The organism is Lentzea sp. NPDC092896 (assembly GCF_044754905.1).
Classification (GTDB): domain Bacteria; phylum Actinomycetota; class Actinomycetes; order Mycobacteriales; family Pseudonocardiaceae; genus Lentzea.
In genome coordinates this window covers 1,131,012-1,146,530 of record NZ_JBIVPX010000001.1, presented here as the reverse complement: position 1 = coordinate 1,146,530, position 15,519 = coordinate 1,131,012, and the positions used below count along the sequence as shown (strand labels likewise).

General features: G+C 69.9%; 13 protein-coding genes. 7 read left to right on the top strand and 6 right to left on the bottom strand.

The window, feature by feature from the left end; all coding sequences use genetic code 11:
- The first annotated feature begins 5 nt into the window (after positions 1–5).
- From ACIQF0_RS05075 to ctaD, 3 genes are read left to right on the top strand one after another with little or no spacing between them, the layout of a single operon-like run.
- Complete coding sequence (locus tag ACIQF0_RS05075) at positions 6–3,902, top strand: AAA family ATPase (protein ID WP_401024605.1); 3,897 nt, start codon at positions 6–8, stop codon at positions 3,900–3,902.
- Positions 3,903–5,228: an esterase/lipase family protein gene (locus ACIQF0_RS05070; protein ID WP_401024602.1), complete on the top strand. Its 1,326-nt coding sequence runs from the start codon at positions 3,903–3,905 to the stop codon at positions 5,226–5,228.
- Between the two features lie 38 nt (positions 5,229–5,266).
- Positions 5,267–7,027, top strand: a complete 1,761-nt coding sequence (ctaD, locus tag ACIQF0_RS05065) for a cytochrome c oxidase subunit I (protein WP_401024599.1) — start codon at positions 5,267–5,269, stop codon at positions 7,025–7,027.
- Here the strand turns inward: ctaD and ACIQF0_RS05060 are convergent.
- Positions 7,024–7,836, bottom strand: a complete 813-nt coding sequence (locus ACIQF0_RS05060) for an SCO6745 family protein (RefSeq protein ID WP_360032970.1) — start codon at positions 7,834–7,836, stop codon at positions 7,024–7,026. The genes ctaD and ACIQF0_RS05060 overlap by 4 nt on opposite strands.
- A gap of 238 nt (positions 7,837–8,074) precedes the next feature.
- Between ACIQF0_RS05060 and ACIQF0_RS05055 the strand changes: the two genes are divergently transcribed.
- Together ACIQF0_RS05055 and ACIQF0_RS05050 are read left to right on the top strand one after the other, a co-directional pair.
- Positions 8,075–8,611, top strand: coding sequence for a DUF4240 domain-containing protein (locus ACIQF0_RS05055; protein ID WP_401024596.1), 537 nt, complete (start codon positions 8,075–8,077; stop codon positions 8,609–8,611).
- Entirely contained in the window at positions 8,608–9,129 is a 522-nt protein-coding gene (locus ACIQF0_RS05050; RefSeq protein ID WP_401024593.1) for a DUF4240 domain-containing protein, read from the top strand. Before ACIQF0_RS05055 ends, ACIQF0_RS05050 begins: the two co-directional genes overlap by 4 nt.
- Here the strand turns inward: ACIQF0_RS05050 and ACIQF0_RS05045 are convergent.
- Genes ACIQF0_RS05045 through ACIQF0_RS05035 form a run of 3 tightly spaced genes read right to left on the bottom strand, consistent with a single transcriptional unit; the run spans position 9,097 to position 12,787 of the window.
- A complete protein-coding gene (locus ACIQF0_RS05045) occupies positions 9,097–9,432 on the bottom strand; it encodes a hypothetical protein (RefSeq protein WP_401024591.1) in 336 nt (111 codons plus the stop codon). The two genes, ACIQF0_RS05050 and ACIQF0_RS05045, sit on opposite strands and share 33 nt — an antisense overlap.
- A gap of 38 nt (positions 9,433–9,470) precedes the next feature.
- Positions 9,471–11,399: a VWA domain-containing protein gene (locus ACIQF0_RS05040; protein ID WP_401024588.1), complete on the bottom strand. Its 1,929-nt coding sequence runs from the start codon at positions 11,397–11,399 to the stop codon at positions 9,471–9,473.
- Positions 11,396–12,787 (bottom strand): sigma 54-interacting transcriptional regulator, encoded by a 1,392-nt coding sequence (locus tag ACIQF0_RS05035; protein WP_360032956.1) that lies wholly within the window; start codon positions 12,785–12,787, stop codon positions 11,396–11,398. Before ACIQF0_RS05035 ends, ACIQF0_RS05040 begins: the two co-directional genes overlap by 4 nt.
- Positions 12,788–12,942: 155 nt before the next feature.
- Here ACIQF0_RS05035 and ACIQF0_RS05030 point away from each other — a divergent pair, with 155 nt between their 5' ends.
- Together ACIQF0_RS05030 and ACIQF0_RS05025 are read left to right on the top strand one after the other, a co-directional pair.
- Complete coding sequence (locus ACIQF0_RS05030; RefSeq protein ID WP_360032953.1) at positions 12,943–13,368, top strand: YcxB family protein; 426 nt, start codon at positions 12,943–12,945, stop codon at positions 13,366–13,368.
- A 60-nt stretch (positions 13,369–13,428) separates the two neighbouring features.
- On the top strand, positions 13,429–14,226 hold the full coding sequence (locus ACIQF0_RS05025) for a hypothetical protein (protein ID WP_401024585.1): 798 nt from the start codon (positions 13,429–13,431) through the stop codon (positions 14,224–14,226).
- 2 nt (positions 14,227–14,228) lie between these two features.
- On the opposite strand, the gene ACIQF0_RS05020 is transcribed toward ACIQF0_RS05025, so the two are convergent.
- Positions 14,229–15,140, bottom strand: coding sequence for a catechol 2,3-dioxygenase (locus ACIQF0_RS05020; protein WP_401024583.1), 912 nt, complete (start codon positions 15,138–15,140; stop codon positions 14,229–14,231).
- Positions 15,141–15,142: 2 nt separating this feature from the next.
- Positions 15,143–15,481, bottom strand: a complete 339-nt coding sequence (locus ACIQF0_RS05015) for a 2Fe-2S iron-sulfur cluster-binding protein (protein ID WP_360032944.1) — start codon at positions 15,479–15,481, stop codon at positions 15,143–15,145.
- Positions 15,482–15,519: the final 38 nt, after the last annotated feature.

Sequence of the window (15,519 nt, the reverse complement as noted above, 5' to 3'; positions counted from 1 at the left end):
GAGTCATGCAGGAGAGGGTCAGAGGCAGGTTCGTCGGCATCGGCGTCGGCTCCTACGAGCTGGTGCAGCCGCTGCAGCACGCCGTGAGCGACGTGCGGGAGTTGCGCGCGCTGCTCAAGGGCTACGAGGGCGAACCGCTGGCCGACCCGACCGAGGCCGAGATCCGCGCGCACATGAAGGCGCTGCGCGCCAAGCCGCAGGACGGCGGCGCGCTGGTGGCGTTGTGGAGCGGGCACGCCATCCCCGTCGCCGGCAACCTCAGGCTCCTGGCCAGGGACAACGACGGCGTGGTCGACGGGATCATGCTGCACGAGTTCGCGCTGTGGTGTGCCGCGTCGGGCGCGCACCAGGTGCTCATCGTCATCGACGCCTGCTATGCCGGCGCCCAGCTCGACGAGGCCGTGCGCACGGTCGCGGCCGTCCAGGAGGAACTGCTGGCGGGCCAGGCGCACTGGGCGGGCGTGCTGGTGGCGTGTTCGAGCGTCGAAACGGCCCGTGACGGGCTGTTCGGCGGGAAGCTCCGCAAGCTGCTGCGTGCCGGTCCCACGGCCGATGAGGACGCACGGCGGTGGAGCGACCGCATCGCGTTGATCGACGGTGGCGCGGTCGGTACCGCACTGCTGAACGCGTGGGACAGCGACATCCAACGGCCGCGCTTCATGCAGTACGGGTCCGCACAGCCGATGCTGCCGAATCCTCTCTACGCCGCGAACACGGTCGTGAAGCATCTTCTGCTCGCGGCCCGCGGCGGTGACTCCACGGACAACCGGTCGTGGTTCACCGGCCGCACCGCCCAGGTCGACAAGGTCGTGAGCTGGGTGAAGTCCGGGGCGGCCGGTCTGCGGGTGGTCACCGGGTCGCCGGGCACGGGCAAGTCCGCGGTCGTCGGCCGAGTTGTCAGCCTGTCCAACTCGGCCGAGCGCGACCGCCTGCTGTCCGCCGGGCCGTCGTTCCGGCACGCCGACCCCGGTCCCGAGTCGGTCGACGCGGCCGTGCACGCCCGCGCGATGGACGCCGACCGCGTCGCCGACCTGCTCAGCCGCCAGCTCGTCGCCGCGGGCCTGGTCCCCGCGCCCGACGGCCCGCGCCGGGGTGCCGCCGAACTGGTGGGCGTGGTCAGCGCGTTGACCGAACCGCCGGTGCTGGTGGTCGACGGCCTGGACGAGGCGCGCGGCGAGTCGTTCTCGATCGCCACCTCGCTGCTGACCAAGCTCGCGGCCTACGCCGTCGTGATCGTCTCGACGCGGCAGGCGCACCGGGTGGCGGGTGGTGCTCCCCTGCTGACCGAGCTGTCCCCGGTCGAGGTGCTCGACCTCGACGAGGCGGGCAGTGAGGCCGACGTGCGCGAGTACGTCCTGGCACGTCTGGGACCAGGCGCTCCGCAGTCCACTGTGGACGAGCTGGCGAAGCTGCCGTTCCTGACCGCGTGGATGATCACCGACCAGGTGCTGGCCGACGGCGGTGGCGATCTCCGGTTCTCGCTGGAGGCGGCGTTCGACCGTGAGCTCGCGAAGGTGCCCTCAGCTCGTGCGCTGCTGACCGCGTTGACGTGGAGCTACGGCGCGGGTTTCCCCGAGGCCGAGTGGATAGCGGTCGCGCAGGCGTTGTCCGGCGAGGAGTTCACCCGTGACGACATCACCGCCGTGCTCACCGAACTGGGCCGTCACGTCGTGCAGGACGGTGAGGAGGGCACGGCGGTCTTCAAGCTGACGCACCAGACGTTCGCGGACCACCTGCGACCGCAGTTCGCGCCGAGCCGGGAGGTGGTGTTCGCACCGGGCGCGGAGAAGGTGGCCTGCGCGTTGATCCGCCTCTACCGGCAGCGCCTGGAGGCCGGCGTGCCGCCGAACGTGCCGGGTTACCTGTGGAAGTACGCGTGGCGGCACTGCGGGCACGCGGGCACGCAGGCGTTGGACGGGTTGCGCGATCTCGCCGGGATGAACCGGATGTTGTTGCCGGACATCGCACTCGCGGCCACGACGTCGGCGAACGAGCTGATGCACTGGGGTCGCGGCGACGAGGCCATCGCGCCGTTGGAGGAGGCCGCCGAACACTTCCGCGCACTCGTGCCGACGCTGCGGATGTACTTGGCGGACTTGGCTTTCGTGCTGAACAAGCTCGGCAGGCGGTTCCGCGACGCCGGACGCCTTCAGCAGGCCGTGGCACCCGCCGAAGAGGCCGCCGTGCGTTACCGCGAGCTGGTGGCGTCGACACCGACGACGGCGGAAAGCCTTACGCACAAACGGCTCGCGCAACGCATCGCGAAGACGACGACGCACGGCGGCGATAACCCGACGTACGCGGCGCACCTCAGTGGCGCGTTGGTGGACCTGAGCGAGGTCTACGCGATGCTCGGCCGTCGGCAAGAGGCGCTGTCCACGGCACGTGACGCCGTCGCGGCCGTCGAAACCGATGCACCGCTTGCGCGCGCGGTGACATGTCTTGCCGCCCGGTGCAGCGACTCCGGGCTGCGTTATGAGGCCATGCAACGGTCGAAGCAGGCCGTCGAGCTGTACTACTCGCTCGCGCAGACGAACCCGGTGTTCCTCGCGGACCTGGTCAGCGCGTTGGTGGAACTGAGCCGCGACTACCTGGCGCTGGGCAGGCTGTCCGACTCCGACAGCATGACCCGGCAGGCCGCGGAGATCAGCGGCACGCTCGGCCGGCACGCCGCGTTCCGTCCCCAGCTCGCGGACGCGGCGCTGAGCCTGAGCGTCGCGTACAGCATGGTCGACCGCACGGACGCGGCCCTCAACGCCGCCCGGCAGGCCGCCGACCTCGCCGAGGGCTCGCGCATCCACGCCCAGGCGCTGCACAACCTGATGCGCCGCCAGCGGGACGCGGACAAGCCCAGGGAGGCGCTGGCGACCGGGCTGCGGACCGTCGAGGTCTGCCTGCTGCCGGAGAACGTCGACCGGCTCTCGACGCTGTCCGCCGCGTTGTTCACGCTCGACACGATCTGCGCGGGGCTCAAGCAGCCCGAGATAGTCGAGGAGACCTGGGAACGGGTGACCGCGCGGTTCAACGGCCCGCACCTCGCCACGCTGCTGATGCTGCGGGCGGCCGCGACGAAGGCCGGTGATCCGGCGGCGGCGAAGTGGTTGTGCCAGGCGCTCACGCACGTCGGCCAGTCACGGCAGGCGATCCACGACGTGCACGACATCGCACGCCGTCACTACGACTCGGGCCCGTGGCCGTGGGACTCCACGCCGGACTGGCTGACGGTCGACCGTGCGTTGCTCAGGACCGCACGCCTGTGGGTGTTCGCGCGCTCGTACGCCGAGGAGCGCGCGCTCCTGGTCGCACACCCCGAGTTGTTGTCGACCGACGCGGATGTCGCCGTCACGGAGGCGTTGTACGGCACGAGCCTGATCGAGGCGCAGGTCATCCAGTCACGCCGCACGACCGCACAGCAGCAGGGCGTCGCACTCGCCTATCGGCCGTGGCTGCTCGCGAGTCTCGCGGACGAGTTCATGGACGCCACACCCGCACGCCGTCGCGAACTCCTCGCCACTCGACGGGAGGAGTTGCTGGACAAGGAAGTGCTGAAGAACGTCCGCGACAACCGGCCCGTGCACGCGTTGCTGCTGCTGGCCGACGAGGACGCCGATGTGCTCGACCTCGTGCTGGACGCCGTGGAAGACCCGTCGCGCGTGACCGACATCCTGCGCGGGCTCGCCACCGGCGCGTCACCGCAGGCCTTGAGCCAGGCCGTGACGGCGTTGGAGCCGCACGCGTTGGCGGCGCTGTACAAGGCGGTCGCGCGCGCTCGGGCCGGTGACGAACGCCTGGCGTTGCCCGCGCCGGACCAGCGTCTGGTCTGGATCCACGAGCTGACCTACCTGGTGCCCGCGAACCTCGCGTTGCTCTCCCTCATCCGCAAGCTCGCCGAGGAGTCCTAGATGACCGATCTGGTGGTGGTCCTGCCCGGCATTCTCGGCAGCACGCTGCGCAACGCGGACGGCATGGTCTGGGAGGTGTCCGGCAGGGCCGCGTTGCGCGCGGTGCTCACGCTGGGCCGCAGCCTGGGGAGGTTGAAGCTGCCGGCGGGCATCGGCGACGAGCACCCCCAGGACGGGGTCGAGCCCGTCGCGCTGATGTCGGACCTGCACGTCATCCCGGGCATCTGGACGCCGTTGAAGGGCTACGACCGGGTGACGCGCAGGATGAACTCGCTCGGCTACACCGTCGAGAAGGGCAATCTGCTGCTCTTCGCCTACGACTGGCGGCTGTCGAACCGCTACAACGGCGCGTTGCTCGCCCGGCGGGTGGACGAGGCGCTGGACCGGATCGGGCCGGACGCCAAGGTCAGCTTCGTGTGCCACTCGATGGGCGGGCTGGTCGCGCGCTGGTGCATCGAGCAGTGCGGGATGGCCGAGCGCACGGCGAAGCTGATCACGATGGGCACGCCCTACCGCGGCGCCGCGGCCGCGTTGGACCAGCTGGTCAACGGCGTGCGCAAGGGGCTCGGGCCGTTGGCGATCGACCTGACGGAGTTCGCGCGGTCGATGCCGTCGCTGCACCAGCTGTTGCCCGAGTACGCGTGCATCGAGTCGCCTGGTGGCCTGCTCAAGACCACTGAGACCTCGTTGCCCGAGCTCGACACGAAGATGGTCGAGGACGCGATGGCGTTCCACGGCGCGTTGACCGAATCGTTCGCTGATCAGACGTACGCGATCCTCGGCGGTAAGCAGCCCACGGCCACCACGGCACGTATCGCCGACGGCAAAGTCACCTGCTTGCGGACGTACGAGGGCGAGGACCTGTACGGGGATGCGACCGTGCCCATGGTCGGCGGCGCACGGCGTGGGTTGGCGTTGTCGTCGAACACGCTGCACCGCGTGACGGAGCAGCACACGTCGTTGCAGGACAACGCCGCCGTACTGGACGCGGTGGAGTCGTTCCTGACCGCGAAGGCCGTCGTCCCGCGCAACGTGACGGCGACGGAGCCCCAGCTCACCGTGCCCGACCTCGTGCTGACCGGGGAGGACCTGGAGGTCACCGTCGAGCTGAGGGACACGGCGGCGCGGGCGGTGAAGGTGGCGTTGCTCGACGAGAACGGCAAACAGGTCGAATCGCGCAGTCCGGCGATCTCCGAGAGGATGACGATCAAATTCGATGAATTGGTCCCCGGCGCCTACTACGTGCAGGTCAGCGGCATTTCGGTAGGTGCTCCGGTGGTCCCGGTGACCAGTGCGGTGCTCGTCATGGATTGCCCCCCGGTCTGACCGGGAGGACGATTCACGTCTGGCACGGAGGAGGCGCGATGACCACGATCAAGCCCACGCCTGTGGTGCCCCATCCGGGGGCGGCGCGTGCACGGCCGAAGGGTTCGTACTTCCTCTCGTTGTTCAAGACGACAGATCCCAAGCAGATCGGGATCATGTACCTGACCACGTCGTTCGCGTTCTTCATGATCGGCGGCGTGATGGCGCTGCTGATGCGCGCCGAGCTGGGGCGGCCGGGTCTGCAGTTCCTGTCGAACGAGCAGTACAACCAGCTGTTCACCATGCACGGCACGATCATGCTGTTGCTGTACGCGACGCCGATCCTGTTCGGGTTCGCGAACTACGTCCTGCCGCTGCAGATCGGCTCGCCGGACGTCGCGTTCCCGCGCCTGAACGCCTTCTCGTACTGGCTCTACCTGTTCGGCGCCATCATCACCGTCTCGGGGTTCCTGACTCCCGGTGGCGCGGCGGACTTCGGCTGGTTCGCGTACACACCGCTGTCGTCGGCCGTGCACTCGCCGGGCATCGGCGCGGACCTGTGGATCATGGGTCTGGCGATCTCCGGTCTGGGCACGATCCTCGGCGCGGTCAACATGACGACGACCGTGGTGTGCCTGCGGGCGCCGGGCATGACGATGTTCCGCATGCCGGTGTTCACCTGGAACATCCTGGTGACGTCCGTGCTGATCCTGCTGGCGTTCCCGATCCTGACCGCGGCGCTGATGGGCCTGGCGGCGGACCGGCACCTCGGGGCGCACGTGTTCGACCCGGCCAACGGTGGCGTGATCCTGTGGCAGCACCTGTTCTGGTTCTTCGGTCACCCCGAGGTGTACATCGTCGCGTTGCCGTTCTTCGGGATCGTGACCGAGGTCTTCCCCGTGTTCAGCCGTAAACCGTTGTTCGGCTACAAGGGTTTGGTGTTCGCGACGCTGGCGATCGCGATGCTGTCCGTGGCCGTGTGGGCGCACCACATGTACGCCACGGGTGCGGTGCTGCTGCCGTTCTTCGCGCTGATGACGTTCCTCATCGCGGTGCCGACGGGCATCAAGTTCTTCAACTGGATCGGCACGATGTGGAAGGGGCAGCTGACGTTCGAGACGCCGATGCTGTTCTCGATCGGCTTCCTCGTCACGTTCCTGTTCGGTGGCCTGACGGGCATCCTGCTCGCCTCCCCCGCCGTCGACTTCCACGTGTCCGACACGTACTTCGTGGTGGCGCACTTCCACTACGTGCTGTTCGGCACGATCGTGTTCGCCACGTACGCGGGCATCTACTTCTGGTTCCCCAAGATGACCGGGCGGATGCTCAACGAGCCGTTGGGCAAGCTGCACTTCTGGACGACGTTCCTCGGGTTCCACGGCACGTTCCTCGTCCAGCACTGGCTGGGCAACGAGGGCATGCCGCGCCGCTACGCCGACTACCTCGCCTCCGACGGCTTCACGACGCTGAACATGATCTCGACGATCAGCTCGTTCCTGCTCGGCGCGTCCGTGCTCCCGTTCGTGTGGAACGTCTTCCGCTCCTACCGCTACGGCGACCCGGCCCCGCAGGACGACCCGTGGGGCTACGGCAACTCGCTGGAGTGGGCCACGACGTCACCCCCGCCGCGGCACAACTTCAAGGAGCTGCCGAGGATCCGCTCGGAGCGTCCGGCGTTCGAGCTGCACTACCCGCACATGGTCGAACGGATGCGGGACGAGGCGCACTTCTCGCTGACCCATCCCGGAAAGCACCGTGCCGGGAAGGACGAGGCCACCGAGAAGGCGCTCGCGTCCACTGACCGCGACGGGACCGACTAGCGGCGTCCGGGGACCATCCCGGCTTCGACCACGGCCTTGCTGAGCGGCGCGGCCAGTTCGACGAACCGCTGCTTCTCCTGGTCGGAGAGGACGTCGTAGGCCGGCGCGGCCATGCGGTCCGTGTCGTCCTCGATGCCCTGCCGCAACTCGCGCCCCTGCTCGGTGAGCAGCTGGTCTTGGTTCACCAGCCCGCGCTTCTGCAGGTCTTCCACCGTCGCCGCCCACTGCTCCTCCGACCACGCACGCGTCTTGCGCAACACGTCGGCCGGGTAGTCACCCGTCGCGACGTGCAGCACCAACGCCTCGATGCCGGAGATGTTGTGCCGGAGCAGAGCCGCGAGATGCCCGTCGCCGCGGAACTCCCGCAGCAACGTCTGGGCGTGGAACAACTGCAGGCGGGGCTCGTCCGGCCACGGCAGGCGCGCGTGCGCGGCGAACAACGTGCGGCCGCTCAGCATCTCCTTCGACCGCTCGGCAGCGCGCTTGGCCAGTTCGGTGATCTCCTTCAGATCATCGGGCAGAGCCTTCGCGAGAGCCTCGTCCGCCGCCTCCCAGCGCAGTTCGAGCATGCGCTCCGGCGTGACCTTCTCCCACGCCTGGGGAATGCGCGCCCGCACGATCTCGGGGTTGAAGTTGTAGAAGGTCGCGATCACGATCTCGGCCCCGACCGCCCCCAGCGCCGCCGCCCGTGACGCGAAGTACCCGCCGGGCCGGTCGAGCCCGACGCTCGCGTACCGGGAGTCCGCCTCGGGGGCGAAGTAGATCATTCCGTGGACGGCCTCGAGCGAACGAAACAGGTTCCTGATCATGCTTCCCAACCTAGTGGCACGACTCGCAACGTTGGCGGTGAATTCGCGCTCAGCAGGGCACCTCGCGGTGCCGCCCCCACGCCCCCGTACAACCAGTACGAGGGCGTGGGGGCGACACCACGATGCACCCGTCTGACCACGAATTCGCACGGCGACGTTGCGAGCCATGCCTCTAGAACGTTCCGGCTCGTAAGTCAGGCGCCAAAAATTGTCAGACCCCTCTGCCAAGCTTCTCGACGTGGATCAGAACACCTTCTGGAAGCTCATCGCCGACGCCCGTGCGAGCGTCTCCGACCCGTCCGACGGCGAGGAAGTGGCCGCGGCCGCCTCCGCCCTGCTGGCAGCCCGTCCGCCCGCCGAGATCGTGGCGGCGCAGCAGGTCCTGTGGGATCTGCTCGCCGTCTCGTACCAGAACCCGCTGTGGGCGGCGGCCTACCTGATCAACGGCGGCTGCTCGGACGACGGCTTCGACTACTTCCGCGGCTGGCTCCTCACCCAGGGCGAGGAGACCTACACCACCGTCGTGGCCTCGCCCGACTCGCTGGCCTCCCTGCCCGCGGTCGTGGAGGCCGCCGAGTCCGGCATGGAGTTCGAGTGCGAGTCGGCCCTGTCCATCGCCTGGAACGCCCACATCAAGGCCACCGGAATGCAGTTGCCGCAGGACGCCTTCCGGATCAGCTACCCCGATCTCGACCCGGACTGGGACTTCGACTTCGACGACAGCGCCGAGCTCGCCGTCCGCTTACCCCGCCTCGCCGCGCTCTACGAGTCGTGACCGACGCCTTCTGGAGCCTGATCGAGTCGGCCCGGGCCGACTCGACGACGTGCTGCGAGGTGGCCGCGAACGCCGCCGCGCTGCTCGCCACCCGGCCGCCGGCCGAGATCGTGGCGACCCACCAGGCGCTGTGGCGGCTGATGGACGCCTCCTACGTCGCCCCGCTGTGGGCGGCGGCGTTCCTGATCCGCGGCGGGTGTTCCGACGACGGCTTCGACTACTTCCGCGGTTGGCTCCTGACCAGGGGAAGGCAGGTGTTCGAGGCCGCCGTGGCCGACCCGGACTCCCTGGCCGGCCTCACGCCGACCCCTGACCTCACCGGCAGGATCGGCACCTGCGAGAACACCCTCTCCCTCGCGCAGCAGGCCCACGGGGCCGCCACCGGCGAAGACCTCCCCGACGCGGCCTGGGAACCCGGCAACCGCCCAGCCCTGGACCCGTCCTGGGACTTCGACTTCGAGAACGAGACCGAGATGCGCCAACGCTTACCCCGCCTCGCGGCCGTCCACCTGAGCTGACCGGGCGACGAGGACGCCGAACGCCACGTGATCCAGCCACTGCGGCACCGTGGGCAGCGCACGGATCTGCGCGTTGCGGCGCCCGATGATCTCCAGGTCGAGGGCGGCGATCACCAACCCGGCCACCGCCCCACCGACCACACCGCGCACCCGAAGCCGTGTCAGCACGAACGTCCAGAACGCAGACACGGCAAGGTGCACCACAACGCCGGACCGAACCCCACCGCCGACCAACGACCCGGCGGCTCTGGTGGCGCGCAACAGATCGTCACCCGCCACCAGAGCGTGCACGGTCGAAGGCACGCCACTGAGCACAACGGCAAGGAGGAACCGACGCACCATCAACGACGCCGGCGCCGAGACCTCAGGTAGTCGCTGACCACGGCGGCCCCGAGCCCTTCCTCGTCCGCCGACACCACACGCCCGCCACCACGGCGGGCCACGATGTCGACGAAAGCGGCCAGCCGGGGGTCGTCGCCCAGCTTGAACACCGAGATCGTCGCGCCGAGCCGAGCCAGTGCGTCGACCTCGTTCAGGGTCTTGGCCAGGGTCCGGGGCAGCGGCGGGTAGTTGAACTCCGCGTCCCCCTCGGGCTCCAGGTGGGCCGTGGGCTCGCCATCGGTCACGACCAGCACCACGGGCTGTGCGTCGGGATGCCGACGCACGTGGCGCCCGGCCAGCAACAGGGCGTGGTGCAGGTTCGTGCCCTGCTCCCACACGCCTTCCAGCGCGGTCAGTTGACCGATGTCCACGGCCTCGGCATAACGCCCGAAGGTCACCAGTTGCAGAGCGTCCGTCCGGAAACGGGTGCGCACGAGGTGATGCAGGGCGAGGGCCGTGCGTTTCATCGGCACCCAACGGCCGTCCTGCACCATCGACCAGGAGGTGTCCACGCACAGAGCGACGGCCGCACGGGTGCGGTGTTCGGTCTCGGACACTTCCAGGTCCACGACGTCGAGGGACATCGAGCCGGAGCGCAGCACGGAGTTGCGCAGGGTTCGTGGCACGTCCCAGGGTTCGGTGTCGCCGAACTGCCACGGCCTGGTCGAGCCGATCAGTTCGCCCGCCGCGCCGGCGGACGTGGTCTCGCGCGAACCCTGCGACGAGCGGAGCTGGTCCACGACGCCGCGCAGTGCCGTTTCGCCCAGGCGCCGCAACGCTTTGGGCGTCAGGCGCAACGAGCCGTCCGGGGCGCGTTCCACGATGTTCTGCTGGCGCAGCGCCTTTTCCAGCTCCGCCAGGCGACGGGCGTCGACCGAGGCCGACTCGCCGAGCTGGCGTTCCAGGGCTTCGAGGTCGATGTCCTCCAGGCGTGCGCCCGGATACGACTGCGAGAGCTGTTCGGCCAGGGCGTCGAGTTCGGCGAGGTCCGCCATGGCCTGCGCGCCCTCGCCCAGGCCCAGCGGGTCCTGGCCGCGGAAGCGGGCCGACGACGTCCAGTCCTCGCCGGGGCGCAGGCGTTGCAACAGCGAGTCCAGAGTGGACAGAGAGGAGCCGATACCACCGAAGGCCTGCTGGGACAACGCGGACAGCTCGGCCCGCTGGGCGTCGGTCATCGAGTTCATCATGCGTTGCGCGGCCGCCGAACGGGCGGCCAGCGCGTCGATGAGCTCGTCGACGTTGCGGGGCTGTTCCGGGAAGAACTCGCCGTGCTTGCGCATGAAGTCGTCGAACATGCGCGGCGTGTCCGGGGAGCCCGAGGCGTGCGCCTCCAGCAACGAGTTGAGGTCGCGGAGCATGCGCTGGATGCGCTTGACGTCCTCGGCGTCCACGTTGGACATGGCTTCCTTGATGCCCTGGAAGCGCTGGTCCAGCAGTTCACGGCCGAGCAGCTCGCGGATCTGCTCGAACGCCTCGCGGGCCTCCTGCGAACGCCAGTCGTAGGAGGACAGCTCCTGCACGGCCGCGGCGGTGCCCGGCGGCAGTGCGTCGAGCTGGGCCTCGCGGAAGCGCGCGTCGTCGGACGGGTCCGGGAACAGCGCGCGGCGCTCGGCCTCGACCGCCTTGTCCAGCAACTGCTTGACCTCGGTGAGCGTGCCGTCCAGGCGGTGCCGGCGCTGGATCGACGCGCGGCGCTGCCACAGGCGCGAGGTCAGGTCGTCGAGGCCGCGGGTGCCGTCGACGCCGCGGCGCAGCAGTTCGCGCAGGGCGGACTGCGGTGAGGCGCCCTCCATGATCTCGCGGCCGAGTTCGTCCACGGCCGCGCGGAGGTCCACCGGGGGCGCCAGCGGATCGGCGCCGCCGCCCCAGCGTCCGTAGCGGTATCTCATCCGTACACCGATCGGTCGTCGTCGGAGGAGTTGTCCTTCGACAGGTGGCGGGTCAGGTACAGCGACTCCAGGGCCAGTTCCACGGCCGAGGCGATGCGCCCGACGGGGTCCTTCGGGCCCGCGCCCATGCGGGCCGCCACCTCGTGCAGGATCGGGAGCTCCGGCAACGCCGCCAGCAGGTCGCCCGCGTGCACCCGGTCGCCGGTCGCGACGGGGTGGCCGTCCGAGACGACCTCGGCCAGCGCGCGCAGGTTCAGGCCGGCCAGCCGGGCACGAGCCGTGTCGGCGATCGAGCGGCGCAGCAGGTGGATGAGGACCTCGTCCTCACGGCCCTCCTCCCCCGCCTCGAACTCGAGCTTGCCGCGCAGCACGTCCGGCACCGACTCGAGGTCGACCGGGCGGGCGATGGCCGGCGTCTCGCCGATCAGCGCGGACCGCCGCAGTGCCGACGCCGCGACGGTCTCCGCCGCCGCGACCGCGAACCGGGCCGAGACGCCGGAGCGCTGGTCGATCGACGACGACTCGCGCAGGTGCCGGACGAACCGGGCGATGATCTCCAGCAGGTGGTCGCCCACTTCGGCGACGAGATCGGCTTCCTGGCGAACCAGGTCGACCTCGGCGTCGATCTCCAACGGGTAGTGCGTGCGCACCTCGGCGCCGAAGCGGTCCTTCAGCGGCGTGATGATGCGGCCGCGGTTCGTGTAGTCCTCGGGGTTCGCGGTCGCCACGAGCAGCACGTCCAGCGGCAGCCGCAGCGTGTAGCCGCGGACCTGGATGTCGCGCTCCTCCATGACGTTGAGCAGCGAGACCTGGATGCGTTCGGCCAGGTCGGGCAGTTCGTTGATGGCGATGATGCCGCGGTGGGCGCGCGGGAGCATGCCGTAGTGGATCGTCTCCGGGTCGCCGAGCGAACGGCCTTCGGCGACCTTCACCGGGTCGACGTCGCCGACCAGGTCACCCACGGACGTGTCGGGCGTCGCGAGCTTCTCCGCGTAACGCTCGTCGCGGTGCCGCCACACCACCGGCAGGTCGTCGCCGAGCTCGGCGGCCCGCCTCTTCGACTCGGGCGTGATCGGGTCGAGCGGGTGTTCGCCCAGCTCGGAGCCCTCGATGACGGGCGTCCACTCGTCGAGCAACGACACGATGGTGCGCAGCAGGCGGGTCTTGCCCTGCCCGCGTTCGCCGAGCAGGACGACGTCGTGGCCGGCCAGGAGAGCACGTTCGAGCTGGGGCAGCACCGTGCGGTCGAAACCGACGATGCCGGGCCACGGATTGCGTCCTTCGCGCAGGGCCGCGAGGAGGTTCTCCCTGATCTCGGTCTTGACGCCGCGCGGCAGGTGCCCGGCGGCGCGCAGTTCGCCCGCCGTGCGGGCCAGGTTCTGGGTCACGCAGACGACGCTACGCACCGAATCGGGACCCGTCGATGTGGAGCAACTCCAGGCGCGGGCCCGGCCCGTGCGCCAGAATGCGGGGCGACATGAGTGACAGCGTTGATTTCAAATGGGCCCCTTCACCGGCGGACTGGCGGGCCAGCCTGCGCGCGATGGTGCCGATGTTCAGATGGGCGCCGTGGTTCGCGCTCGTGCTCGCGGTGGTCTCGCTGGTGCTGCTGTTCGGCTTCGACGACGCGCTCTTCGTGGCGCTCTTCGGCCTGGTGTGCGCGCTGGTCATCGGATTCATGGAGCCGGTCGCGGTGTGGTGGCGCTTCACGTCCGACGAGATGATCAGCCGGACCGTGGTCGGCAGCGCCGACGAGCAGTCGTTCCGGATGGCCGTGGGCAACGCCGTGCGCGAGGAGATCGTCTGGCAGGAGCTGCCGGGCTGGACCGAGACGCGGCAGGGCTTCGTGCTGGAGACGCTCGACGAGGGCGCGGCGTCGCTTTCCGTGCCGCACCGCGCCTTCGCGTCCGATGAGGACACGGCGTCGTTCCGCACTCTCCTCGAAAAGCACATCGGTCCGGCCAAATAGTCGTCTCGGATCGGGCACACCGGGTGGGGCCGGCAGGGCAGGGCCACGTAATCTCGTCGGGTGTCCTGTGCAAGTGCCACGCTGGTCGTGTGGACGTCGGGATGGCTGCACGGTCTAGCCGCCGCCGACGACGTCCTCGACGCCCTGCACATGTGGGCCGAGCAGCACGAGGTGGTGGCCGACGACGACGGCACCGCCACGGCGCTCGACCTCCCCGGTCCCGACGAGGCCCCCGTGGGGCCCGCTCTGCTGCTGGCCGCCCTGCGGCGCGCGGGAGCGACCTCCGCCCGGCTGGTGCTGCCAGTACCGGGCGACGTACGAGGCCTGGGAGGCAAAGGCCCTCTCTCGACGTGCGCGCTGCGGTCCGGCGAGGCCCTCGTGGTGCCGTCCGTGCACATCGGGCTCGTGCCGAAGATCGTGGCGGACGGCGTGATGCGCTGGACGGTGTTCGACCTGCCGTCGTCCAACGGCCTGGAGCACATCCCGATCGGCGAGGCCGAGCACGGCCTGGGCGCGGCGCTGCGCGAGGCGACGGCGGCCCTGGCGTCGCTCGACGTGGCCAAGCACCGCCCGAACGTCCGCAAGGAGATCACCGACCTCGCGGCGGAGAACTCCAAGCTGCCGTGGCCGGACGCGATGCCGCCCCGCTCGCTGCGGGTGCTGCAACGGGCCGCCGAGGTGGCCGCGATCGTGTCCGTGGCGAGTTCCGACTCCCCCGGCGGCGCGATGTCGGCGTCGGCGATGACCGCGCGCACCGAGGCGCTGCGGCCGGTGTCGGAGGCCGTGCGGCGCGCACGGTGCGCGGCGGTCGACGAGGCCGTGCGCGTGCTGGCGGACAGCGGAGCCGGCCGGCACTGACGTCAGGTGACGACCTGGAGGAACTCCTGGTCGATCTCCCGGTGGGTGTAGTTGATGCCGCGCGCGGCCTGGTCCATCGTCCAGGTGATGGGGCGGAAGTCCGGGCCGGTGCGGTAGCCGCCGGAGAAGACCTCGTTGCGGTTGCCGGACGGGTCGAAGAAGTAGATGGTGCCGCCGCGGGTGATGCCGTGGCGGGCGGGACCGAAGTCGATCGGCACGTCGTCCATCGACATGACGTCGCCGGCCCGCAGCAACGCGCTCCAGTCGTCGATCTCGTAGGCGAAGTGGTGGAGCTTTCCGTTGGCGCCCTTGACGAACGCGATGTCGTGTGGCTGGTCACCGCAGGACATCCACGACCCGACGAGGTCGGAGTCCTCGTGGCTCGCGACCAGCCGTTCGGACGGCCGGAAGGCCAGCACCTCGGAGAAGAACCGCTCCAGCAGGGCCGGGTCCTCGGTGGTGATCAGGGCGTGGTTGATCCGCGGCACGCCGATGCCGCGCAGGTCGCGGGGCCACGGGTCGGGGTTGAGCTTGCCGACCTTGGTGCCCAGGTGGTCGACGTCGGAGTAGAGCTCGAGCACGTGCTCGGACGGCAGCGTGACGCGCAGTCCGTCACCCACGCCCACGTTGTCCCCCTTGGACATCCGCTCGCAGGTGGCGCCGAACGACCGCGCCTTCGACTCGATCGCGTCCAGCGTGCCGTCGGCGGTGACCTTGTAACCGAACTTGACCAGTCCGACGCCGCCCTCCTCGAGCACGACCGAGTGGTGGTCGTCCTCGTCCCACGACTTGAGGTAGACCCTGCCGTCCTCCTCGTGGACGGCGTCCATGCCCAGCGTCTCCTGGTAGTGCTGCCGGGCCTGGGCGAGGTCGGTGACACGAACGTGCACGTAGCCGAGTCTGATGACCGCCATGGTCACAGTCCTTCCTGCGGGCGGGGATCGGGAGAGGGAGCGCTGGCCAGCACCGCGCGGAGCGGTTGCGCGCCGATGTCGAGCACGACGTCGGTGACCGGAACTGCGCGGCACGGCAGGCACTGTCCTGCCGCCTGCTCCGCCGCGCCGAGCACGGACTCGGCCACCGGCACCGGGTAGCGGATCCGTCCGGAGAGCAGCCGGGCGCGGCACGCTCCGCAGCCACCGCGCCGGCACCGGTACGGGCTGCGCCAGCCGTGCCGGCGCAGCGCGTCGACCACCGACTCACCCGCCCGCGCCCGCACCTGGACGTCCTGGGGAACCACCGTGACGACGGGCATGACCGGCCTTCCGGCAAAGTTTCGGAAACTTCCGCAAT

Bases quoted from the DNA above. Each gene is read 5' to 3' on its own strand.
- ACIQF0_RS05015 (WP_360032944.1), bottom strand. From the start codon at position 15,481: ATGCCCGTCGTCACGGTGGTTCCCCAGGACGTCCAGGTGCGGGCGCGG.
- ACIQF0_RS05070 (WP_401024602.1), top strand. From the start codon at position 3,903: ATGACCGATCTGGTGGTGGTCCTGCCCGGCATTCTCGGCAGCACGCTG.
- ctaD (WP_401024599.1), top strand. From the start codon at position 5,267: ATGACCACGATCAAGCCCACGCCTGTGGTGCCCCATCCGGGGGCGGCG.
- ACIQF0_RS05075 (WP_401024605.1), top strand. From the start codon at position 6: ATGCAGGAGAGGGTCAGAGGCAGGTTCGTCGGCATCGGCGTCGGCTCC.
- ACIQF0_RS05030 (WP_360032953.1), top strand. From the start codon at position 12,943: ATGGTGCCGATGTTCAGATGGGCGCCGTGGTTCGCGCTCGTGCTCGCG.
- ACIQF0_RS05060 (WP_360032970.1), bottom strand. From the start codon at position 7,836: ATGATCAGGAACCTGTTTCGTTCGCTCGAGGCCGTCCACGGAATGATC.
- ACIQF0_RS05020 (WP_401024583.1), bottom strand. From the start codon at position 15,140: ATGGCGGTCATCAGACTCGGCTACGTGCACGTTCGTGTCACCGACCTC.
- ACIQF0_RS05040 (WP_401024588.1), bottom strand. From the start codon at position 11,399: ATGAGATACCGCTACGGACGCTGGGGCGGCGGCGCCGATCCGCTGGCG.